Raw genomic sequence first — 22,021 nt, 5'->3', positions numbered from 1 at the left:
GCTACAGAAGGACGGACCAATGACGATCTCCGCGGACTCCGCTGCACAGGAATCCGAGACCCGGCAGGGCAGCGCCGCCAGCGAGGCGGTACGCAAGTTCGGGATCACGGTCGAGGATTACATGCTGCCCGCCCGGCACCCGATCCAGATGGTGAGCCCGGACGGGACGCCGAACGCGCACACCGAGCAGGGCGCGCAGCCCGGCCACGAATACGGACTCCCCGGCGATGCGGAGCTGCTCGCCGCCTACGAAGAGCTCGTCGTCGGACGCCGGGTCAACGACCAGAACTCCGCCCTGGTCCGGCAGGGCCGGATGGCCGTCTACCCCTCCAGCCACGGCCAGGAAGCCTGCCAGGTGGCAGCCGCCCTCTGCCTCGCCGAGGGCGACTGGATCTTCCCCACCTACCGCGACTCCGTGGCCGTGATGGCCCGCGGCGTGGACCCCGTCCAGACCATGACGCTGTTCCGCGGCGACTGGCACGGCGGCTACGATCCGGCCAGGCACAAGGTCGGGATCCAGTGCACGCCGCTGACCACCCAGTTGCTGCACGCCGTCGGCGTCGCCCACGCGGCCAAGCTGCGCGGCGAGGACACCGTGGTCCTCGCCATGTGCGGCGACGGCGCCACCAGCGAGGGGGACTTCCACGAGGCCCTGAACTTCGCCGCCGTCTTCCACCTTCCGGTGATCTTCTTCGTCCAGAACAACCAGTACGCCATCTCTGTGCCGCTGGCGCACCAGTCGGTGGCGCCATCGCTCGCGCACAAGGCCGTGGGCTACGGCATGGCCGGCGAGCGCGTGGACGGCAACGACCTGGTGGCGCTGCTCGCCGTGCTGGGCCGGGCCGTGAAGCTGGCCCGCGAAGGCTCCGGCCCGCTGCTGGTGGAGGCCCACACCTACCGCATGCAGGCCCACACCAACGCCGACGACGCCACCCGCTACCGCCAGGACAGTGAGGTGGCCGAATGGCTGGCCAAGGACCCGCTCACCCGGATGCGGACCTACCTGACGGAGCGCGAACTGCTTGACGACGCCGGGGCCGCCCGGATCGCCGACCGCGCCGAGGCGGTCGCCGCCCAGCTCCGCGAGGGCCTGGGGGAGGACGTCCCGGTGAACCCGCAGGACCTCTTCTCCTACGTCTTCTCCACCCCCACCCCGCAACTGAAGGAACAGTCCGCGCAGCTCGCCGACGAGCTGGCCCGCGACGCCGCAGCAACCTCCGAGGAGTCCGCACGATGAGCCCCACCGTCACCACCTCCTCCGAGGCCAACGGCAACGTCAGCGCCGCCACCGCCCGCGCCGCCGCGAAGGCCGCGGTTGAAGCGGAGCAGACCGGGCCCCAGCCCCTCACGCTGGCCAAGGCCCTGAACACCGCCATGGCCGACGCCATGCGCGCCGACGACTCCGTTCTGGTCTTCGGCGAGGACGTCGGCATGCTCGGCGGCGTCTTCCGCATCACCGATGGGCTGACGGCCACCTTCGGGCAGAACCGCTGCTTCGACACCCCGCTGGCCGAATCCGGGATCGTGGGCATGGCCGTTGGCATGGCGATGAACGGCATGCGTCCCGTCATCGAGATGCAGTTCGACGCGTTCGCCTACCCGGCCTTTGAGCAGATCGTCAGCCACGTCGCCAAGATGCACAACCGCACCAAGGGTGCCCTGAAGCTGCCCATCGTGATCCGGGTGCCCTACGCCGGCGGCATCGGCGGCGTCGAGCACCACTGCGACTCCTCCGAGGCCTACTACGCCCACACCGCCGGTCTCAAGGTCTACACGCCGGCCACGGTGGCCGACGGGTACCGGATGCTCCGCGAGGCCATCGACTCCGACGACCCGGTCATGTTCATGGAGCCCAAGAAGCTCTACTGGTCCAAGGACCAGGTGGATCTGGGTGCGCTCCGGGCCGAACACGACGCCAACGCCGCACGCGGCACCTCCTCCGAGGGCCGCGCCGCCGTCGCCCGCCCCGGCACCGACGCCACCCTGATTGCCTACGGCCCCTCGGTCCCCACCGCGCTCGCCGCCGCCGCGGCCGCCGCCGAGGAGGGCCGCTCCCTCGAGGTGATCGACGTCCGCTCGATCGTCCCGTTCGACGACGAAACCGTCGCCGCCTCCGTCCGCAAGACCGGCCGCGCCGTCGTCATCGCCGAGGCCCACGGCTTCGCCTCCGTCGCCTCCGAGATCGTGGCCCGGGTCCAGGAACGCTGCTTCCACCACCTCGCCGCCCCGATCCGGCGCGTCACCGGCTTCGACGTGCCCTACCCGGCGCCCAAACTCGAGCACTACTACCTGCCCGGCGTGGACCGCATCCTCGACGCCGTCGACGACCTCCAGTGGGAAGACTGACCATGAGCGAACCGAAAGTATTTCTCCTGCCCGACCTCGGCGAAGGCCTCACCGAAGCCGAACTGGTCCACTGGCTCGTGGCCGTCGGTGACGAAATCCGCGTCGACCAGCCCATCGCCGAGGTGGAGACCGCCAAGTCCATGGTCGAGGTCCCCTCGCCGTACGCCGGCACCGTCGCCGTGCTGCACGGCGAGCCCGGCCAGACGCTCGACGTCGGGAAGCCGCTGATTTCCGTGACTCCCGTGGGTGCTGCTGCTTCGGGTGCTGCTGCTTCCGGGGCCGCTGCTTCCGGTGGGGCCGCTGGTGGGGCCGCCACAGGCAATGCCGCCCCCGCCCCTTCGCCGGACGGCATTGCTGCAAGCAGCATGCCGTCCGGCTCCGGAAGGCCCGATGCCACTCCCGGGGCGGCATTGCCTGCGTCGGCTGGGCCTGCTTCTGACGCACCTTCCGCCGTCGCTGACTCACCTGCTGCTTCAGCCTCACCTTCCGCCGCTGCGGCCGAGGCCTACCGCGAGGAGGAGAAGGCCGGGTCCGGGAACGTGCTCATTGGGTACGGGACGCCGGGCGGGCATGGGGTGGCCCGGCGGACGCGGGCTCCGAAGCGGGCCTCCGGGGCCGAAGCCGGGGCTGTTCAGGTTTCGGAGGCCGAGAAGGCCGCCGATGAGCTGATCCTCATGCGGACCCGGGTGCCCGGGAAGCTGGGGGCAGTGATTTCCCCGCTGGTGCGGCGGATGGCCCGGGACCATGGGGTTGATTTGGGGGGACTCCAAGGTTCCGGGACCAGCGGGATGATCATGCGGCGCGACGTCGAGGCGGCCATCAAGCCTGCGCCGGCCGAGGAGCAAGCCGTGACCGCATCGCAGACCGCACCGGTCTCAACACCGGAAACTACCTCCGCCGGCGGGACCGACTCCCGAACCGGGCTCGGCATCACTGGCCGGACGCCGGTGCGCGGCGTGCGCAAGGCCGTCGCCGCGAACATGAGCCGCAGCCGTTCGGAAATCCCGGAGGCCACCGTCTGGGTGGACGTGGACGCGACCGCGCTGGTCGAGCTGCGCGCCGGCCTCAAGAAGGCCGACCCGCACCACACCCCTGGCCTGCTCGCCTTCATCGCCCGGTTCGTCACCGCCGGGCTCAGGAAGTACCCGGAGCTGAACACCCGGATCGTCACCACCGGCGATGCCGACGGCGGGACAGGCCAGGAGATCGTGGGGTTCGACGGCGTCAACCTTGGGTTCGCCGCGCAGACGGACCGCGGCCTGATGGTCCCGTCCATCCGGAACGCCGACAAGCTCAGCGCCCGTGGGCTGGACGCCGAGATCCGCCGGCTCACCGCCGTCGTGCGCGAGGGCAAGGCGACCCCGGCGGAACTGGGCAGCGGCACCTTCACGCTGAACAACTACGGCGTCTTCGGCGTCGACGGCTCCGCGGCGATCATCAACCACCCCGAGGTGGCGATCCTCGGTGTGGGCCGGATTATCGACAAGCCTTGGGTGGTCAATGGGGAGCTCGCCGTCCGTAAGGTCACCGAGCTCACGCTCACCTTCGACCACCGGGTCTGCGACGGTGGCACCGCGGGCGGCTTCCTGCGCTACGTCGCGGACGCGATCGAAAACCCGGGAGCCGTGCTGGCGGATCTCTAAGCGCCGGTGGGTAGAATCGAGCCCTGAACATCGCACCAACCACGCCGGCCAAGCGTCGGACTACGGAGATTTCATGTCACGATGGCTCGAAGTCGGCCAGGACAACTACGTTCTGACCACCGAAGGATCGCTGCTCAACACGGGTCTGATTGTGGGCACCGAACGTGCCATGGTGATCGATACCGGCGGCGGGCCCCGGCAGGGCCGTGAAATCCTGGACGCCGTCCGTGAAAAGACGGACCTGCCGCTGGTGGTGGTCAACACGCACGCCCACTACGACCACTTCTTCGGCAACGCCGTGTTCGCGGACGACGGCGTGACCGAGTTCTGGGCGCACGAGAACTGCGCGGCCGAGATCGAGGAGAACGGGGACGCCCAGCGCCGGCTCGTCGCGGCCGCTGAACCGGAGATGGCGGCCGCCGAGGGCGGCGCCGTGGAACTGGTGGTGCCGAACGCGATCGTGAAGGACCAGCCCGTTCTGGTGGATCTGGGCGGCCAAAGCGCCACCCTGTTCTTCCTGGGCCGCGGCCACACCGACGGCGACCTGCTGGTGGGCACGTCCACCACCCTCTTCGCGGGCGACCTGGTGGAACAGGGCGCCCACCCGTCCTTCGAGGACTCCTACCCCGAGGAATGGGCGGACGCGCTGCGGCACATCTCGGCCCTGCGGCACCGCTACGAGTTCCTGATCCCGGGCCACGGGGAACCCTGCAGCGACCAGTTCGTGAAGACTATGGCGAACACCATGAGCACCGCGGTGCGGCAGGCTACCCAGGCCACCCGGGAGACTCCCAACGACGCCACCAAGGCCATCCCGATCCTGCCTTACGGCCCCGAACAGTCGCGCTGGTTCATACGCCGGCTGCAGGAAACCCGCGCCCACCACTAGCCTCCGCGGCGCCGGTTTGGGCCGTCCTGCAGTGACGGAAGATAAGGGTGCGCACTACTGCACCTAGACTGGGTCCTTGAAAGAAGTTCCAACACGCGCCGCAACGGTCACCGCTGCGGGTCCTGGGGGAGAAACCAACTTATGCCCGAACCGGTGGAAGACAACTCAGCTGCCACTGCTGAAAACTCAGGACAGCCTGAACTCCGGCGCCGCCGCGACCTTCGTCGCGGCGATAACGACGACTTCGCTGCCCGGACAGGAACCATGCCGGTCATCAACCCCCGCGCCTCCGACGACGCGACCGCGCCGGCCCGCCCGGCGCCGGTCCGGAGCAGCTCCTGGGCCCAGGCCGCCGAAGCCGCCGACGAGCGCTTCGGCAACCCCGCCACCGGCACCAACCCCGTGATCCGGCAGGTCCCGGCCGCCCAGCGGCCCGCCCCGGAACAGCCCGCCCAGCAGCCGGACGCCGCCCAGCCGTCCTTCCGGCGGCTCGCACCCGAACAGCCCGCCCAGCAACCTGCCACGCCCCGCCAGCCCGTCGCGCCACCGTCGTCGGCAGCCCCGGCCGCTGAACCGGCAGAGCTGGACGAGGCGGACGAACTCCACCCCGCCGAAGCCGCCAGGGAATCCGGCACCGTCCCGCCGCCGCCCGCACGGGCCACCCGCGCCGGGCTGCGCGCCGCGGCCTTGAGCGAACCCGCCCCGGACTTCATCAGTTCCCCGGGCCTGTTTGTCCGCGAACAGAAGCCCCGGCCCGTCGGCGGCGTGCGGGGTGCGCTCTACAAGCTCACCGGCGGCAGCCTGAACCTGGGCCCCAGCGCCAAGCAGCGCGAGGAGGACGAGCTTGCCCGCCGCATCTCCCGCCAGCTGCAGGGCAGCTACAACACCGCCGTGCTGAGCCTCAAGGGCGGCATCGGTAAGACCTCCACCACCGTGGGCGTCGGGCTGACGCTGGCCGAATACAGGGGCGATCCGCCCTGTGCCATCGATGCCAACCCGGACTCCGGGGACCTGGTGGAGCGGGCGCTGGGCGAAGGCATCTACCAGCAGCAGACGCCGCGGACCATCAGCGACCTGCTCCGCAATGTCGATTCGATCGATTCGCTGACCGCCCTGGCCCGCTACATGCACCACGCCGGCCGGCTGCACCTGATCGCCGGCGAGCAGGATCCCGAAGTTTCGGATTCGCTCACCGCCGAGGAATACCTGCGGATCCGCAAGCTGATCTCCGGCTACTACTCCGTGGCCCTCACGGACTGCGGCACCGGTGTCACCCACAACGCCATGAGCGGGATCCTGCAGTCCGCGGACAACCTCATCATCGCCGCCGGCTACGCGGTCAGCGGCGCCAAGCGGGCGCGCAGTACCCTGCACTGGCTTGCCGACCATGGCTACGAGGACCTGGCGCGCAACGCCGTCGTGGTCATCACGGACAAGGACGAGGTGTCCTCCCGCGTGGACAAGGACGCCATCGAGGACCACCTCTCCGGTATCTGCCGGCAGCTGATCGCGGTGCCGCACGATCGCGGCGTGGCCGACGGCGACCTGGTCACCCTGGACGCGCTGCGCCCCGAGACCCGCCGTGCGTACCGGGAGATTGCGGCCGCAATCGTGGACGGGTACGTTTAGCCGCTACATTTAGGCCATGAGCAACTACGTCGGGGACGACGCCACCGCCCACCTGCAGGAGCTTGTTGCAGGAACCGAAACCGTCGAGGATTTCCTGGACGGCCTCTCGGAATTCGCTGCGTCGACGCTGACCCACTTCGCCGGCACCGACATCGAATGCGGCGTCACGCTGCAGCGGCGTCGGAAAACCATGACCGTGGCCGGCTCCAGCAGCACCGCCGTCGCCCTCGACCAGATCGAGCAAAGCCTGGGCGACGGACCCTGCATCGAGGCGCTGCGGACCAAGAAGGTCATCTTGCTGGCCGACGTCGTGACGGACCCGCGCTGGCCGGAGTACCAGAAGCAGTTGGCAGCCCACGGCTGCCGCAGCAGCCTGGGCGTCCCCCTCGAAATCGGCGATGACTCCACCGCCGCCCTGAACTTCTTCGCCCCCGCCACCGGCGTCTTCACGGACGAGGTGGTCTCCGAGGCCGCCGGGCTGGCCGACATCGCCGGCCGGGCGCTGCGGCTGGCCGTCCGGATCGGCACCGCCCAGGGGCGGGCCGAGGACCTGCAGGCCGCCATGGAACACCGCACCACCATCGACCTGGCCTGCGGCGTGGTGATGGCGCAGAACCGCTGCTCCCAGGACGAGGCCATGCGGATCCTCACCAGCGTCTCCAGCAACCGCAACCAGAAACTCCGCGTTGTCGCCGCTGACATCCTCGGCAGCGTCACCTCCCACGAGGTCCACACCCACTTCGACGGGTAAAGCGCCCGAGGGCCCGGACACCTTCCATGGCGGATGTCACACACCGCCGGACACCCTCCCGGCCGGTGCCCCGGACCTAGGATGAAGGGGATGACCAGCACAGAGACCGCCCCCTTCAGCCTCCGCAGCATCGCCGTTCCCGCGTTCGGGCCGGCCCTGCTGTTCAGCTTTGGCGAGGGGGCGATCTTGCCGGTGGTGGCCCTCTCCGCCCGCGACCTCGGCGCCTCCGTGGCCGTCGCCGCGCTGATCGTCACGCTGATCGGGTTGGGCTCCTGGTTCTTCAACCTGCCGGCGTCTGTGATCACCCTCCGCTTCGGCGAACGCTGGGCGATCGTCGGCGCCGCTGCCGCCAGCGCCGTCGCCCTCGTCGGGGCCGCCCTGGCCCCGTTCGCGCCGCACGGACTCTGGCTGCTGGCCGCGTCGATGGTGGTGGTCGGGATGGCGGCGAGCGTCTTCAGCCTGGCCCGGCAGAAGTACCTCACCGAGGCCGTCCCGGTGGTCCTCCGCGCCCGCGCCCTGTCGAGCCTGGGCGGCGTGAACCGGATCGGCATCTTCATCGGCCCGTTCATTGGTGCCGCCGTCATGCAGTTCGGCGGCATCCCCGCCGCGTACTGGGCCGGCGTCGTAGGCATGGCCGCCGCGGCAGCCCTGTCACTGACCATCCCCGATCTCGAAACCCCTGCCGCGGACGTCGACGGCGCTCCCGTGCAGGCGGCCACCATGCGCAGCGTCGCGGCCTCGCACGCCGGCGTCTTCCTCACCGTGGGCATGGGTGTGCTGCTGCTCAGCGCGCTGCGGGCCTCCCGGCAGGTGGTGATCCCGCTTTGGTCCGAGCATCTGGGCCTCGATGCGACCCAGGCGTCGCTGATCTACGGCATCTCCGGTGCGATCGACATGCTGGTGTTCTACCCGGCCGGCAAGCTCATGGACCGCAAGGGCCGGCAGTGGGTGGCCATCCCGTCCACGCTCATCATGGGCACCGCGATGCTGCTGATCCCCCTGAGCGCCGGGTTCGTCGGGTTGCTGCTGGCCTCGCTGCTGATCGGCTTCGGCAACGGCATCAGTTCCGGGCTGAACATGACCCTGGGCGCCGACTTCTCGCCCGACAACGGCCGCGGACAGTTTCTGGGGATCTGGCGGTTCCTGGCCGACGCCGGGTCCACCGGCGGCCCCGTGCTGCTCTCCGGCGTCACTGCCCTGGCGTCACTCGGCGCCGGCGTGGCGTCCACGGGCGTGCTGGGCTTCGCCGCCGCCATCGTCTTCGCCATCACCATTCCCCGGCGAAGCACCGCCGGAACTACTGAACGGGCCGCCGTCCCGGCGTGCCCTGATGGCGCGGGCGCAGCCGGAGCGCGGCGTGGCCGAAGAGCCACACGCCCGCCACCGTGGCGAGGTAGCCGGTGATGACAATCAGCGCCGTGCCCGCCCAGAAGTAGTTGGTGGTGCTGCCCTCCTGGCCCGGGCCGGGCGCGATCTTCAACAGCGAGTAGGCCGCCACCACCGCCGAGGCCAGCCCGGCGAGCACCGGCAGGGCGACCCACAGTCGCACCGAGGCCCAGTGCCGGTTGTACCCCTCCCAGCCGTTCCACCTCGCACCCGTCCGCATCACCAGCCAGCCGGCAGGCAGCGTGAACATGCCCACCACCAGGAAGGCGGCCACGACATCGGCCGGGCGGTGCCACTGGTTGATCAGCGTCGAGACCCCGGTGGCGACGGCGAAGGTGCCGCCGAGAAACCCGGCAAGCGGCCGCCAACGCGGCGAGGACATCAGGAACACCGCGGCCGCGGCGGACGCCGCCAGCGTGGTGTGCCCGGACGGCAGCGAATTCAGCTCCAGCGTCTCGATCCCGCGGTAGGGCCGGTCCGGCACCAGGTTCTTGATCAGCTGGGTGGTCAGGTTCGCGCCCACGGCGGCGGCGACGGCGATTCCCGCGGCCGCCCAGCGCCGCTTCACCACGGTGACCACCAGGACCACCAGCGTGGCGATCAGCAGGGAGAGCGCGGGCAGCCAGTCGAGAAACTGCGTGGCCGCCTTTCCGGCGGTGCCGTACAGCTGCACCGCCTCCACGAGGGCGGACTCGTCAATGAACTGCCCGGTGGTGGTGCGCACGAAGAACAGATAGGTGGCCGCCAAGGCCACCGCGCAACCGAGCGTGCCGACGACGAAGAGGGCAGCCGTCAGCGCGTGGCTGGTGCTCCTGTACCGAAAACTCATCGTCATACAGGGTCCCACAGAACCCTTTGACTCCGCTGGACCGATGAGCGGAGGTGCCCGGTGACGCACGGCCCGGGGTGGTGGCCGCCGGTAGAGTACAGCCATGCCCACCAGCGCCCCGGACCCCGCCCCGCTCCCGCTCAACCCCGGCGGGTTCGACGAACTCCTCGCCGCGGCCCGGGTGGTCAGCCTGCCCATGCGGGTGAAGTTCCGCGGGATCACCACCCGTGAGGCCCTGCTGCTCCACGGACCGGCCGGCTGGGCCGAGTTCTCCCCGTTCCCGGAGTACGGCGACGCCGAGTCCTCCCGCTGGCTCGCCGCCGCCATCGAAGCCGGCTGGCACGGCTTCCCGGAGCCGCTGCGGACCAGCATCCCGGTCAACGCCACGGTCCCGGCCATCCCCGCGGCGCGGGTCCCGGAGATCCTGGCCCGCTTCGGCCGCGTGGACGCCGTCAAGATCAAGGTCGCGGAGGCCGGGCAGACGCTCGAGGACGACGCCGCCCGGGTCGCCGCCGTGCGGGATGCCCTGCCGGAGGCCGCGGTCCGGGTCGACGCCAACGGCGGCTGGGACGTCGACGCCGCCGTGGCCGCCTTGACCCGGCTCGCCGGCGTCGGCCTCGAGTACGCCGAGCAGCCCGTCCCCGATATCGCCGGCCTCGCCGAGGTGCGCCGCCGGCTCCGGGCCGCGGGCGTGCCGGTGCCGATCGCCGCCGACGAGAGCGTGCGGAAGGAAGAGGACCCGCTCAAGGTTGCCCGGGCCGGTGCCGCGGACCTGATCGTGGTGAAGGTGGCCCCGCTCGGGGGAGTGCGCCGCGCCCTCGAGATCGTCGCCGCCGCGGGGCTCCCCGCCGTCGTCAGCTCCGCCCTGGACACCTCCGTAGGCATCCGCGCGGGACTGGCGCTCGCCGCCAGCCTCCCCGAGCTTCCCTACGCCTGCGGCCTGGGCACCGTCTCGCTGCTGGCCGCCGACGTCGCCCGGGACTCCCTGGTGCCCGACGACGGCGCGATCGCCCTCCGCGACGTGGCCGCCGACCCGGCCCTGCTGGAGGAGCACGCCGCGTCCCCGGAGCGCCGCGACTGGTGGCTGGACCGCGTCCGCCGGGTGCACGGGGAATTGACCCGCGCCCGGTAGGCTCCCAGCATTCGGTAGGCTCCCAGCTTTCATTGGGGAAGTTCACCGGAATTTCACTGCCGGGCCGCCGGGACGTCGCGTCCCGGTGACAGGGTGGGCGGTACCGCACCCCACCCTCTCGAAAGGTCCGCCATGCCTGAACGTCCCGGACGCCCCTTCCCGCTGCTGCCGATGCTCGGCCACACCAAGGGCAAGCGAAGCCCCGTCACCTGCGCCCTGAAGTGCGACAACGCGTGCTCCGGCGAAGTCTGCAACACCAGCTCCAACGCCTACTTCCGCGACATCGCCTCCGCCACCCTGTCCCGCCGCTCCGCCCTCGGGCTCGGGGCCGCCGGCGCGCTCGCCGTCGTCTTCGGCAACGCCGCCCTCACCGGCACGGAGGGCAACGGTGCCAGTCTGGCCGGCGCCGCGAAGGCAGGCTTCGGGCCCTCGAAACTCCAATTCACCGCCATCGCCCCGGTGGACGCCGCCGTCGATGCCCTCACCGTCCCAGCCGGGTTCACCTGGCAGCCGGTGATCCGCTGGGGTGATCCGCTCTTCGCCGACGCGCCGGACTTCGACGTGGACCACCAAAGCGCCGCGGCCCAGGCCCGACAGTTTGGCTATAACAACGACTACACGGACATCCTGCCCATCGACGCCAAGAACCGCCGGGCCGTGCTCTTCACCAACCACGAGTACACCAACGAAAACATCATGCTCCCCGCCGGTTTCGACCCCGCCGAGGCCCGCGCGATCGGCCGCGCCGCCCACGGCCTCACCGTCGTCGAACTCGAGCGCCAGAACACCACGAAACCCTGGACCTACGTCAAGGGCGCGCCCCGGAACCGCCGCTTCCTGACCGACACGGCGTACACATTGACCGGTCCCGCCGCCGGCTCCGCCCTGGTCCGCACCGCCGCCGACCCCGCCGGACGGACCATCAGGGGAACCCTGGGCAACTGCTCCGGCGGCACCACCCCGTGGGGGACCATCCTCTCCGGCGAGGAGAACTTCAACGGCTACTTCGTCGCCGCGGGAACGTCCGCGGCGGACAAGCGCTACGGCCTGACCAACAAGCCCACGGCCCGCCAGTGGGAACTCGACGACCCGCGCTTCGACACCCGCAACCCCGGGTTCGGGAACGAGGCCAACCGCTTCGGCTGGATCGTCGAGGTGGACCCGCTGGACCCGACGTCGACGCCGCGCAAGCACTCCGCGATGGGCCGCTTCAAGCACGAAGGGGCCAACGTCATCGTCGCCGCCTCGGGCCACGTCGTCGCCTACATGGGCGACGACGAACGCTTCGACTACCTGTACAAGTTCGTCTCCCGGGACACCTACCGCGAGGGGGACCGGGCGCACAACATGACCCTGCTGACCGAGGGTGACCTCTACGTCGCCCGGTTCTCCGGCGACTCGCCCGCGGCGGAGATCGACGGCTCCGGGGCCCTGCCGGCCGACGGCGCCTTCGACGGCGCCGGTGAATGGCTGCCGCTGGTGGTGGGCGGCCAGTCCAAGGTCCCCGGGATGAGCGTGGAAGAGGTCCTCGTCTACACCCGGCTCGCCGCGGACAAGGTGGGCCCCACGAAGATGGACCGCTGCGAGGACGTCCAGCCGAGCCTGCACACGGGCAAGGTCTACGTGGTCTGCACGAACAACACGGACCGCGGAAAGGCCGGCAAGGAAGGCCCCACCGAGGTCAACCCCCGCGCCATCAACCGGGACGGGCACATCGTCGAGATCTCCGAGACCGGGGACCAGGCCTCGACCACCTTCACGTGGAACCTGCTGATGGTCTGCGGTGATCCCGCCAGGAACCCGTCTGCTTACTTCGCCGGCTTCCCGGCCAGCCAGGTCTCACCGATCTCCTGCCCGGACAACGTGGCCTTCGACTCGGTCGGCAACCTGTGGATCTCCACCGACGGCGCCCCCTCCAGCACCGGCTACGCCGACGGCCTGTTCAAGGTCACCCTCGACGGCCCCGAGCGCGGCCGGGTGGAGCAATTCCTCGCGGTGCCCCGGGACGCCGAGACCTGCGGGCCGGTCATCCACGACGACGAACGCCGCGTCTTCGTCGCCGTCCAGCACCCGGGCGAGGAGGGCACCTTCGCGAACCAGCACTCCGCCTTCCCCGACTACGTGCCTGCCGGCGCAGCGCCGAAGCCCGGCCAGGCCCGGATTCCCCGCCCGTCGGTGGTCCAGGTCTTCCGCGGCGGCAACTAGCCCCTCCGCTACTGCCGACGCTCCCTCACGTCCGGCTCTATTCCGGTGGACCCTCCCTCACGTCCGGTTCCCGCGGGTCCGGATGTGAGGGGGCGTTGCAGCTGATAGGGCCGGATGTGAGGGAGCGTCTGGCGCGGGGCGGAACTGATAATTTGAACAGTGTGAATAATCCGGCCGAAATGGTTGTCCCCAGAGTCCAGGCAGCGATTGCCACCGCGTTCGGCGACGAGTTCCGCGGAACGGACCCGGTGATCCGCCCCTCGCAGTTCGCGGACATCCAGATCAACGCCGCCCTGGCCCTGGCCCGGAAGGTCGGACTGCCGCCCCGGGACGCCGCCGCCCGGATCGTCGACGCGCTGGACCTGGACGGGGTCTGCAGCCTGGTCGAGATCTCCGGCCCCGGCTTCATTAACCTCACCTTCGACGGAACCTGGATCGAGGAGCTGCTCAACGCCCCCACCGCACAGGCCGCCGGGGGCGACGGGCACGGCCCGCTGCACCGCGTCGTCGTCGACTACTCCTCCCCGAACGTCGCCAAGGAAATGCACGTCGGCCACCTGCGGACAACGGTGGTGGGCGACAGCCTGGTCCGGGTCATGGAGGCCCTCGGCCACACCGTGATCCGCCAGAACCACATCGGCGACTGGGGCACCCCGTTCGGCATGCTGATCGAACACTGGCTGGAGGTGGGCGAGGACTCACCCGAGGCCGCCCTGCTGGTCGATGACCCCAGCGCCTTCTACCAGGCTGCGCGGGCCAAATTCGACGCGTCCACCGAGGAACCGGACGGCTTCGCCACCCGCGCGCGCCTGCGCGTGGTGGCCCTGCAGGGCGGGGACCCGGAAACTTTCGCCGTCTGGGAACGCCTGGTGGCCCAGTCCAAGCGCTACTTCAACGCCATCTACGCCATGCTGGGCATCAGCCTCACCGACGACCACATCGCCGGCGAAAGCTCCTACGACGCGCATCTGGCACAGCTGTGCCAGGAGCTCGAGGAACGCGGCATCGCCCGGATCAGCGAGGGCGCGCTCTGCACCTTCCCGGCCGGCTTCACCGGCCGCGAGGGCGATCCGCTGCCGCTGATCATCCGCAAGTCCGACGGCGGCTACGGTTACGGCACCACCGATCTGGCCACCATCCGCTACCGGGTCCGCGAGCTGCAGGCGGACCGGGTGCTCTACGTCGTCGGAGCCCCGCAGAACGTGCACCTGCGCATGGTCATGGCCACCGCCCGCGACGCCGGCTGGCTGCCGGACACCGTCGAGGCCACCCACGTCCAGATCGGCAACGTCCTGGGCGAGGACGGCAAGATCCTCAAGTCCCGCGCCGGTAACCCGGTCAAGCTGATGGCGCTGCTGCAGGAGGCCGTGGACCGGGCCCGCGCCGTCATCGACGCCAACCGGCCCGAACTCAGCGATGAGGAGCGCGCCGTCACTGCCCGCCAGGTGGGCATCGGGGCGGTCAAGTACGCAGACCTCTCCACCGGCCACGACACCGAGTATGTCTTCGACTTCGACCGGATGCTGGCCCTCAGCGGGAACACCGGCCCCTACGTCCAGTACGCCGCCGCCCGGATCCGCTCCATCCTCCGCAAGGCCGGGGCGCTGGAGCAGCACGAGGCCGCGGCCGGGACCGCCCCGGCGGCCACCATCGCCGTCGTCGAACCCGCCGAACGGGCCCTGGCCCTGCACCTGCTCGAGTACGACGCCACGCTGCGGAAGGTCGCCGAGCTGCTCGAACCGCACCGGCTCTGCGCCTACCTGTTCGAGCTCGCACAGCTGTTCACCTCCTTCTACGACCAGTGCCCGGTGCTCAAGGCCGAGGACAGCGTGCGGGAATCCCGGCTGGCCCTCTGCGGGCTGGTGCTGCGCCGGCTGAGCGCGGGCCTGGACCTGCTGGGTATCGAGACGCCGGAGAACATGTGAGCCAGGGCGGGGGACTGGGCGCAGTCGAGAGCGCGCGGATGGCCGTTGCCGCCCTGCTCGGGGCCGGCGTCCGCTACGTCGTCGTCGCTCCCGGCTCCCGGTCCGCGCCCATGGCGTACGCGCTGGCCGAGGCGGACACCGCCGGCCGCGTTGAACTGCTGGTCCGGATCGACGAACGCGACGCCGGCTTCACCGCCCTGGGCCTGGCCCTCGCCACCGGCGCCCCCGCCGCCGTCCTCACCACCTCAGGGACCGCCGTCGGCAACCTGCTGCCGGCCGTCATGGAGGCCAACCACGCCGCCGTGCCACTGGTGGTCCTCTCCGCCGACCGGCCCGACGAACTGCGCGGCACCGGCGCGAACCAGACCACCATCCAGCCGGACCTGTTCGGCGAGCACGTCCGCTTCGCCGTCGACGTGGCCGCCGGGGACAACCCGGTCCGCGCGGTGGAGACCGCGCTCAGCGCCGCCACCGGAGCCTTCGAGGACATCCCGCCCGGCCCCGTGCAGCTGAACCTGGCCTTCCGGGACCCGCTGGTCCCCGCCGAGGGGGAAAGCATGGGCGACCCCGCCGCCCGCCGGGTCCACCACGCCCCGCGGACCCCGCTCGCGCTGGACTTCCCCGCCGCCGACGCCGCCCTGCCGGAGCGGCGCACCGTGGTCCTCGCCGGGCACGACGCCGGCCCCGTCGCCGAGGCGTTCGCCCGCGCCCACGGACTGCCGCTGCTTGCCGAACCGTCCTCCAACGCCCGGTTCGGTCCCAACGCCGTTGGCCCCTACCGGCTGCTGCTGGAGCACTTCGGCCCGGACGCGGCCCAGCCCATCGAACGCGTGGTCCTCTTCGGCCGGCCCACCCTGTCCCGGCCGGTCTCGGCGTTGCTGGCCCGCGCCGACGTCCCCTCCGCCCTGTACCAGCCGGTGCCCGTGGCCTGGTACGAACCCGGCCGCCGGACCGAGCTGCCGTTGGAAACCCTCGCGGACCTGGCCGAGTTCGCCGGCCGCGGACCCGCCGCCTGGCTGGACGCCTGGGTGCTGGCCGGGGCTGCCGCACAGCACGCCCTGGACTCCGTTCTCGCCGGCAATGCCGAGGCCACCGGTCCCGCCGTCGGCGCCCAGGTCTGGGAGCACACCTCCGGGCAGCTGGTGCTGGGCTCCTCCAACGGCATACGCGACGTGGACCTTGCCGGTGTCCCGCCGCAGGAACCGCAGGCCACCGTCTTCGCCAACCGCGGCCTCGCCGGGATCGACGGCACCCTGGCCACCGCCACCGGCGTCGCGGTCGGTGGGCGGCAGGAAACCACCGTCCTGCTGGGCGACGTGACGTTCCTGCACGACGCCGGGGGCCTGTTCCTCGGGGCGGGGGAGACGGACCCGGCGCTGCGGATCGTGGTCCTCAACGACGCCGGCGGCGCGATCTTCGGGCTGCTGGAACACGGCGGAATCGACCAGTCCGGCCGCTACGGCACCGCCGTCGAACGCCTCTTCGGCACCCCGCACACAGTTGACCTGTCCGCCCTCGCCACGGCCTACGGCGTGCCGCACAGGGCCGTGACCACGACGGCGGAGCTCGCCGCGGCCCTGGCCGAACCGGTGGAGGGCCGGAGCATCATCGAGGTCCGGACCGACCGGCGGCGCCTGCGGGCCCTGCACGGCAGCATCCGCACCGCGGTGGCCGCCGCCGTCGCCGGCACCCTCGGCGGGTAGCTCCGCGCTGCCCGCCTGGCGACGCGCAAATGACCCTGCGCCCGCGGAATACCCTGTGCGCAGGGTATTTTGCGGGTCGATGGGACCGGGCCGCCGCGAACTGTCCACATAGTGCCTACCCCGGAAACCACGAGCGGCACTAACGAGTCACCCTCGGATCATGAGCGAACTCCCCAGACTGGTTCTTGCCCGTGAACATTTGCAGCTTGGACTGACCCCTAAGCAACTGGCTGCACGCTGCCGGGCAGGTGCCCTCACACGGATCAGGCACGGCGTTTACGTCGACGGACCAGCATGGGCGGCCCTGTCCGAGTGGGAGAAGTACCGGCTGGGCGTGAGTGCGGCGGCGGAGACCTTCGTGGCGCCGACCGTGTTTGCCCGGCACTCGGCAGCATCCGTCTGGGGCATTCCCACGATTGGCTACGGGCGGCCCATATACGCCTTGACGCTGAAGAACGACGGCGGACGGTCCCGCGCCGGGGTGAAGCGGCACTACGCGCGCTTCGCCGGCCTCGACGTCGTGGAACGGGACGGGCTGCTGGTGACGGGGCGGATCCGAACCGTTCTGGATCTTGCGGCCTACACCCCGTTCACCCAGGCGGTTGTGCCCGTAGACCACATCCTGAAGGCGGACACCACCCGCGGGCTGGCGCCGGTTTCGAAGGAAGAACTGCTTTTCGCCGTCGAAGGGAACTACACGGCCGCCGCGGCCCAACGGATCCGGGCTGCCGTGGAGTTCGGAGATCCGAGGTCCGGTTCGGCGGGGGAGTCCTATGGGCGGGCCCTGATGTGGGCTGCCGGCTTCGAGGCTCCGGCGCTGCAGTACGAGATCCGGGACCGCTCCGGGCGGGTGAGCTTCTCTGACTACTTCTGGGCCGAGGGCCGGGTTGCGGGTGAGTTCGACGGGGTCGTGAAGTACATGAAGCCTGAATATTTGAAGGGCCGCACAGCCTCGCAGGCCGTGGTCGACGAGAAACGGAGGGAAGACCGGATGCGGGCCGCCGGTTTCTCCGTGGTGCGGTGGGTGTGGCAGGACCTGATGTCACCCGCGCGGCTGGAGAGTGCGCTGTCGGCGGCAGGCGTTCCCCGCCGTCGTGCTCGGTCCGCCCGTCGGCGACCCGAATAAGTCCCTACGACGCGCAAATGCCCTGCTGCTACCGGAATATCGGCAGCGACAGGGCATTTGCGCGTCGACAGGAAGAGATCCGGACCCTAGAGCACCCGGCTCAGGAACTCCTTGGTGCGGGCGTGCTGCGGGTTGGACAGCACCTCGCGCGGGTCGCCGGATTCGACGACGACGCCGCCGTCCATGAACGTCAGCCGGTCACCGACCTCCCGGGCGAAACCGATCTCGTGGGTCACCACGATCATGGTCATGCCGGACTTGGCGAGGTCCTTCATCACGTTCAGCACGTCGCCCACCAGCTCGGGGTCCAGCGCCGAGGTGGGCTCGTCGAAGAGCATCAGCTCCGGATCCATGGCCAGCGCCCGGGCGATCGCCACACGCTGCTGCTGCCCGCCGGAAAGCTGCGAGGGGTAGTGCCCGGAGCGGTCGGCCAGGCCGACGCGGTCCAGCAGCTCCAGTGCCCGCTTCTTGGCGACGTCCTTCGGCTGGCCCTTGACCTGGACCGGAGCCTCCATCACGTTCTGCAGTGCCGTCTTGTGTGGGAACAGGTTGAAGCGCTGGAAGACCATGCCGATCTCGCGGCGCTGGGCGGCGATCTCCTTGGCCTTCAAATCGTGCAAGCGGCCGTTGACCTCGCGGTAGCCGATCAGCGATCCGCCGACCGAGATCCTGCCGGCGCTGATGGTTTCCAGCAGGTTCACGCAGCGGAGCATGGTGGACTTGCCGGAGCCGGACGGACCGATCACCACGGAGACCTCGCCCTGGTTGACGGTCAGGTCGATGCCGCGCAGCACATGGTGGTGGCCGTAGTACTTGTGCAGCCCCTGGATTTCGACCAGTGGCTTCTCGGCGATGGCCGTCATCGGGCACTCTCCTCGGGGAAGTCCGTTTTCAGTGACCGCTGGGCGTCGGCGCCGGGGGTGCCGGCCGCGGCGGCCTTGGCGGCGGCGGGATTCACCGCGGCGGGTGCCAGGTTGTCCACGCCCTTGCCGTAGTACGCCTCAAGGTAGTGCTGGCCCACCATCAGGATGCTGGTGACCAGCAGGTACCAGAACGCCGCGACGATCAGCAGCGGGATCGGCAGGTAGATCCGGTTGGCTAGGGCGTTGGTGGCGAAGGTCAGGTCCAGGGTGAACGGCACGGCCAGGACCAGAGAGGTGGTCTTGAGCATGCCGATGGTCTCGTTGCCCGTGGGCGGGACGATGATCCGCATGGCCTGCGGCAGGATGATCCGCCACATAATCTTGCCCTTGGACATGCCGAGCGCCTCGGCGGCCTCGGTCTGGCCCCGGTCCACGGACTTCAGGCCGGCCCGGAAGATCTCGGCCAGGTACGCGGACTCGTTCAGGCCCAGGCCCAGGATCGCGGGGATCAGGCCCTTGCTGGGATCCGAGAGCGCGTAGCTGAACAGCTCCGGACCGAACGGGATGCCCAGGGTGATGGCCGGGTAGAGCACGGTGACCAGGCCCCAGAACACCAGCTGGGTGTAGACCGGGGTGCCGCGGAAGAACCAGACCCAGAGCCAGCTGGTGTAGCGCAGCACCGGGTTGTCGGACTGCCGCATGACCGCCAACAGGATGGCCAGGACAATCGCCAGGACCATCGAGGTGACGGTCAGGAGCAGGGTCCAGCCCACGCCCTGGACCACCTTGACGTCCAGGATGTAGGTGGCGACGACGTCCCAGCGGAAGTTGGGGTTGGTCACGAGGCTCTGCAGCAGCAGGACCAGGGCGCCACCGATGATGATGGCGCTGATCCAGCGGCCGGGGTGGCGCACCGGTACCGACTTGTTCAGTACCGGTGCTTCCTCATTCCGGTCCTTCATTGCAGCATCCGAGTGGCCGGTTAGGCTCAAGACGACGCCGCCGGGTTGAGCTCGGACTTGGTGATGGCGCCTTCGGCGTTGCCCCAGCCCTCGAGGATCTTCTTGTAGGACCCGTCAGCGATCAGCTTGGTCATGGTCTTCTGGACGAGGTCCGCGAGGGCCGTGTCCGACTTGGCGACGGCGATGCCCTGCGGAGCGGCGTCGTAGACGTCGCCGAGCTTCTCGAGCTGGCCGTTGGTCTGGGTGAGGGCGTAGCCGATGATCGGGGAATCGGCGGCCATCGCGTCGATGCTGCCGTTGACCAGGCGGGTGGTGACGTCGGTCTGGTTCTTCAGCGTCACGATTTCGATCGGCTTCTTGCCCTCGGCGGTGCACTTCTTGTTGCGGTCGGCGAGGTCCGGGTCTTCCTGCACGGTGCCGGTCTGGACGCCGATGGCCTTGCCGCAGACGTCATCGAGCGAGAAGCTCTTCGGGTTGCCCTTCTTCACTGCCCAGGCGGTGCCGGCGTTGAAGTAGCTGACCATGTTCACCGCGCCGAGGCGCTCCTTGTTGATGGTGAAGGAGGAGATGCCCAGGTCGTACTTCGGGCCGAGCGCCGGGAGGATGCCGGTGAATTCCGCGGTCTGGACCTGGACCTTGAGGCCCAGGGTCGCGCCGATCGCCTTGGCGATGTCGACGTCGTAGCCCACCGGGGTCTGGCCGTCCGGGCCGAGGAATTCGGCCGGGGCGTAGCTGGTGTCGGCGCCGATGGTCAGGGTGCCCTTGGACTTGATGGCCGCGGGGACCATGGCGGCCAGGGAATCGTCCTTCTGCACGGTCGTGGGGTCGAAGCTGGCCTTCGTCGCGCCGGAGGCTGCGGGGCTGCCGGCGCCGGACCCGGTCTCGGAGGCGTTGGTGCAGGCGGACAGTGCCAGAGCACCGACGGCAAGGACGGTGGCGGCCTTGAGCGTGGAGGCGCTCAGGAGCGAACGGGAGATCTGCATTTTTTCTTACCTTTTGTTGCAGGGGAGCCGGGAACTAAATCGGTTCATAGTGTATCGCCGAACAAGAGATGTACGTCACAGAAAACTAAGTTTCACTATTGGATAACTATAGTGAACGCTTTTGCAACCATTACCGCCGGGCAGATGTCTGGAATCCCGGATTCCGGTGTCGCGGCGGACGGCCGCCTGGTGAGCCAGGGATACGACGGCGGTGCGCCGGCCTCCCCTGCACGGCGCCGGTGCGCCGGCTTCCCGCCGCCAGCGGCTAGGCCCGCGTGCGCTCTAAGAACCGGGGCTCAGCTCTCGATGCCGAGGGATTCCAGCATCGGCCGGAATTTCGCCCAGGTCTCGGCCAGCTCCATTTCGGGGACCGAGCCCTCCACCACGCCGCAGCCGGCGTAGAGCCGGACCGTGTCCGGGCCTTCGACCACCGCGCCGCGCAGGGCGATACCCCATTCGCCGTTGCCGGCCGCGTCCAGCCAGCCCACCGGGCCGGCGTACGGGCCGCGGTCCAGGTGCTCGAGCTTGCGGATGAGCGCCCCGGCCACCGTGGTGGGGGTGCCGCAGACGGCCGCGGTGGGGTGCAAGGCATTGATCAGCGCCAGGCAGGTGGGGACGTGGCCCTCCACCTCGGTCAGTTCGGCCTTCACGTCAGAAGCCAGGTGCCAGACGTTGGGCAGTTCGAGGATGAAGGGCTCGCTGTGGGCGTTCATGGCCTCGGAGAACGGCGCCAGCTGGGTGGTCAGCGACGCGATGGCGATGTCGTGCTCGTGGCGCTGCTTCTCGGACCCGGCCAGGACCCGTTCGGCGAAGTCCAGCGGGCTGCCCTCGATCCCGTCGGCGTCCCGCCGGTCCAGGGTCCCGGCCAGCACGCGGGCCTGGGCGGTGCGGCCCTCCACCTGGATCAGCATCTCGGGGGTGGATCCCACCAGCCCGTCCACGCCGTAGGTCCAGCACTCGCGGTACCGGACGGCCAGTTCGCGGAGGATGGCGGCCGCGTGCACGCCGTCGGGCAAAGTGGCCACGATATCCCGGGCCAGCACCAGCTTCTCCAGTGCCCCGGTGCGGATTTCGGCGACGCCTGCGGCGACGGCGGCCATCCAGTCCGTCTCGCTGAGCGCCCCGGTGCTGAGCTTGGCCTCACGGTCGCCCTGCGGCGTCCGCTCCGGCGCGGTGTCCAGCCAGCGGTTCAGGGCGGCGTGCGCGCCCGCCTCGGTGAGATCGACGTCGTCGGCGGTGATCTGGGTCAGCCAGGCCGTCCCGTCGCGCAGCCCCACCACGACCTCGGGGATGATCAGCCGGGATTCGTGCGCGGAAACCTTAGAGAAGGCAAAGGAGCCGAAGGCCACCGGGCCGGTGCCGGGGCACTCCACCGCGTCGGTGACGTCGGCCTCGAGGACCAGGTGGCGCCACCAGATGTCGGCCTCCAGGAACCGCTCCGGACCCGTGGCCGTGAACCGGTCCACCTCCCCGAAGCCCACCAGTCCGGCCTCGCGGCGGGTCCAGCAGAGCACGTCGTCACGGACCAGAAATGACGGCAGCCCCCCGGGGAACGAATCAGCATCGAGGGGGACTGTCAGGGTCCTGATATGTCTGGTGCCGGGCGCGCTCGTCATGATGAGACAACACTACTCCCGCGTGTCCCGCCC

Annotated in this window: 16 protein-coding genes and 1 pseudogene; 12 read left to right on the top strand and 5 right to left on the bottom strand. The window is 70.2% G+C overall.

Annotated elements, in window-relative coordinates:
- Window positions 1–19: 19 nt before the first annotated feature.
- The 7 genes and pseudogenes from pdhA to QWJ39_RS02260 all read left to right on the top strand — a co-directional run bounded on the left by pdhA (window position 20) and on the right by QWJ39_RS02260 (window position 8,562).
- A complete protein-coding gene (pdhA, locus tag QWJ39_RS02290) occupies window positions 20–1,237 on the top strand; it encodes a pyruvate dehydrogenase (acetyl-transferring) E1 component subunit alpha (RefSeq protein ID WP_290256072.1) in 1,218 nt (405 codons plus the stop codon).
- A complete protein-coding gene (locus tag QWJ39_RS02285) occupies window positions 1,234–2,346 on the top strand; it encodes an alpha-ketoacid dehydrogenase subunit beta (protein WP_290256071.1) in 1,113 nt (370 codons plus the stop codon). Before pdhA ends, QWJ39_RS02285 begins: the two co-directional genes overlap by 4 nt.
- 2 nt (window positions 2,347–2,348) lie before the next feature.
- Complete coding sequence (locus QWJ39_RS02280) at window positions 2,349–3,989, top strand: dihydrolipoamide acetyltransferase family protein (RefSeq protein WP_290256070.1); 1,641 nt, start codon at window positions 2,349–2,351, stop codon at window positions 3,987–3,989.
- A 73-nt stretch (window positions 3,990–4,062) separates the two neighbouring features.
- The gene (locus tag QWJ39_RS02275; protein ID WP_290256069.1) at window positions 4,063–4,878 is read left to right on the top strand and encodes an MBL fold metallo-hydrolase; all 816 of its coding nucleotides are present in this window, start codon (window positions 4,063–4,065) and stop codon (window positions 4,876–4,878) included.
- Window positions 4,879–5,142: 264 nt separating this feature from the next.
- The gene (locus tag QWJ39_RS02270) at window positions 5,143–6,507 is read left to right on the top strand and encodes a MinD/ParA family protein (RefSeq protein ID WP_290256068.1); all 1,365 of its coding nucleotides are present in this window, start codon (window positions 5,143–5,145) and stop codon (window positions 6,505–6,507) included.
- A 16-nt stretch (window positions 6,508–6,523) separates the two neighbouring features.
- Window positions 6,524–7,258: a GAF and ANTAR domain-containing protein gene (locus QWJ39_RS02265; RefSeq protein WP_290256067.1), complete on the top strand. Its 735-nt coding sequence runs from the start codon at window positions 6,524–6,526 to the stop codon at window positions 7,256–7,258.
- Window positions 7,259–7,348: 90 nt separating this feature from the next.
- Window positions 7,349–8,562, top strand: a pseudogene (locus tag QWJ39_RS02260) (MFS transporter).
- Here the strand turns inward: QWJ39_RS02260 and QWJ39_RS02255 are convergent.
- Window positions 8,556–9,479, bottom strand: a complete 924-nt coding sequence (locus tag QWJ39_RS02255) for a phosphatase PAP2 family protein (RefSeq protein ID WP_290256066.1) — start codon at window positions 9,477–9,479, stop codon at window positions 8,556–8,558. The pseudogene QWJ39_RS02260 and the gene QWJ39_RS02255 overlap by 7 nt on opposite strands.
- 97 nt (window positions 9,480–9,576) lie before the next feature.
- On the opposite strand from QWJ39_RS02255, the gene QWJ39_RS02250 reads away from it, so the two are divergent.
- The 5 genes from QWJ39_RS02250 to QWJ39_RS02230 all read left to right on the top strand — a co-directional run bounded on the left by QWJ39_RS02250 (window position 9,577) and on the right by QWJ39_RS02230 (window position 17,564).
- Entirely contained in the window at window positions 9,577–10,605 is a 1,029-nt protein-coding gene (locus tag QWJ39_RS02250; protein ID WP_290256065.1) for an o-succinylbenzoate synthase, read from the top strand.
- A gap of 132 nt (window positions 10,606–10,737) precedes the next feature.
- The gene (locus QWJ39_RS02245; protein WP_290256064.1) at window positions 10,738–12,810 is read left to right on the top strand and encodes a PhoX family phosphatase; all 2,073 of its coding nucleotides are present in this window, start codon (window positions 10,738–10,740) and stop codon (window positions 12,808–12,810) included.
- Window positions 12,811–12,989: 179 nt separating this feature from the next.
- On the top strand, window positions 12,990–14,735 hold the full coding sequence (gene argS / locus QWJ39_RS02240; RefSeq protein WP_290256063.1) for an arginine--tRNA ligase: 1,746 nt from the start codon (window positions 12,990–12,992) through the stop codon (window positions 14,733–14,735).
- Between the two features lie 38 nt (window positions 14,736–14,773).
- Window positions 14,774–16,438, top strand: a complete 1,665-nt coding sequence (gene menD, locus QWJ39_RS02235; RefSeq protein ID WP_290256062.1) for a 2-succinyl-5-enolpyruvyl-6-hydroxy-3-cyclohexene-1-carboxylic-acid synthase — start codon at window positions 14,774–14,776, stop codon at window positions 16,436–16,438.
- Window positions 16,439–16,598: 160 nt separating this feature from the next.
- Complete coding sequence (locus QWJ39_RS02230) at window positions 16,599–17,564, top strand: type IV toxin-antitoxin system AbiEi family antitoxin domain-containing protein (protein WP_290256061.1); 966 nt, start codon at window positions 16,599–16,601, stop codon at window positions 17,562–17,564.
- Window positions 17,565–17,650: 86 nt separating this feature from the next.
- On the opposite strand, the gene QWJ39_RS02225 is transcribed toward QWJ39_RS02230, so the two are convergent.
- From QWJ39_RS02225 to QWJ39_RS02210, 4 genes are all read right to left on the bottom strand, one after another.
- Window positions 17,651–18,427, bottom strand: a complete 777-nt coding sequence (locus tag QWJ39_RS02225) for an amino acid ABC transporter ATP-binding protein (protein ID WP_290256060.1) — start codon at window positions 18,425–18,427, stop codon at window positions 17,651–17,653.
- Complete coding sequence (locus QWJ39_RS02220) at window positions 18,424–19,389, bottom strand: amino acid ABC transporter permease (RefSeq protein WP_290256059.1); 966 nt, start codon at window positions 19,387–19,389, stop codon at window positions 18,424–18,426. Before QWJ39_RS02220 ends, QWJ39_RS02225 begins: the two co-directional genes overlap by 4 nt.
- A 26-nt stretch (window positions 19,390–19,415) precedes the next feature.
- Window positions 19,416–20,372: an ABC transporter substrate-binding protein gene (locus tag QWJ39_RS02215; protein WP_290256058.1), complete on the bottom strand. Its 957-nt coding sequence runs from the start codon at window positions 20,370–20,372 to the stop codon at window positions 19,416–19,418.
- A gap of 296 nt (window positions 20,373–20,668) precedes the next feature.
- Window positions 20,669–21,988, bottom strand: a complete 1,320-nt coding sequence (locus tag QWJ39_RS02210) for an isochorismate synthase (protein ID WP_290256057.1) — start codon at window positions 21,986–21,988, stop codon at window positions 20,669–20,671.
- Window positions 21,989–22,021 lie beyond the last annotated feature (33 nt).

This window comes from Arthrobacter sp. YD4 (assembly GCF_030410515.1).
GTDB lineage: Bacteria > Actinomycetota > Actinomycetes > Actinomycetales > Micrococcaceae > Arthrobacter.
Note: the sequence above shows the minus strand (reverse complement) of the source record. Positions and strands in the feature narration are given on the sequence as shown.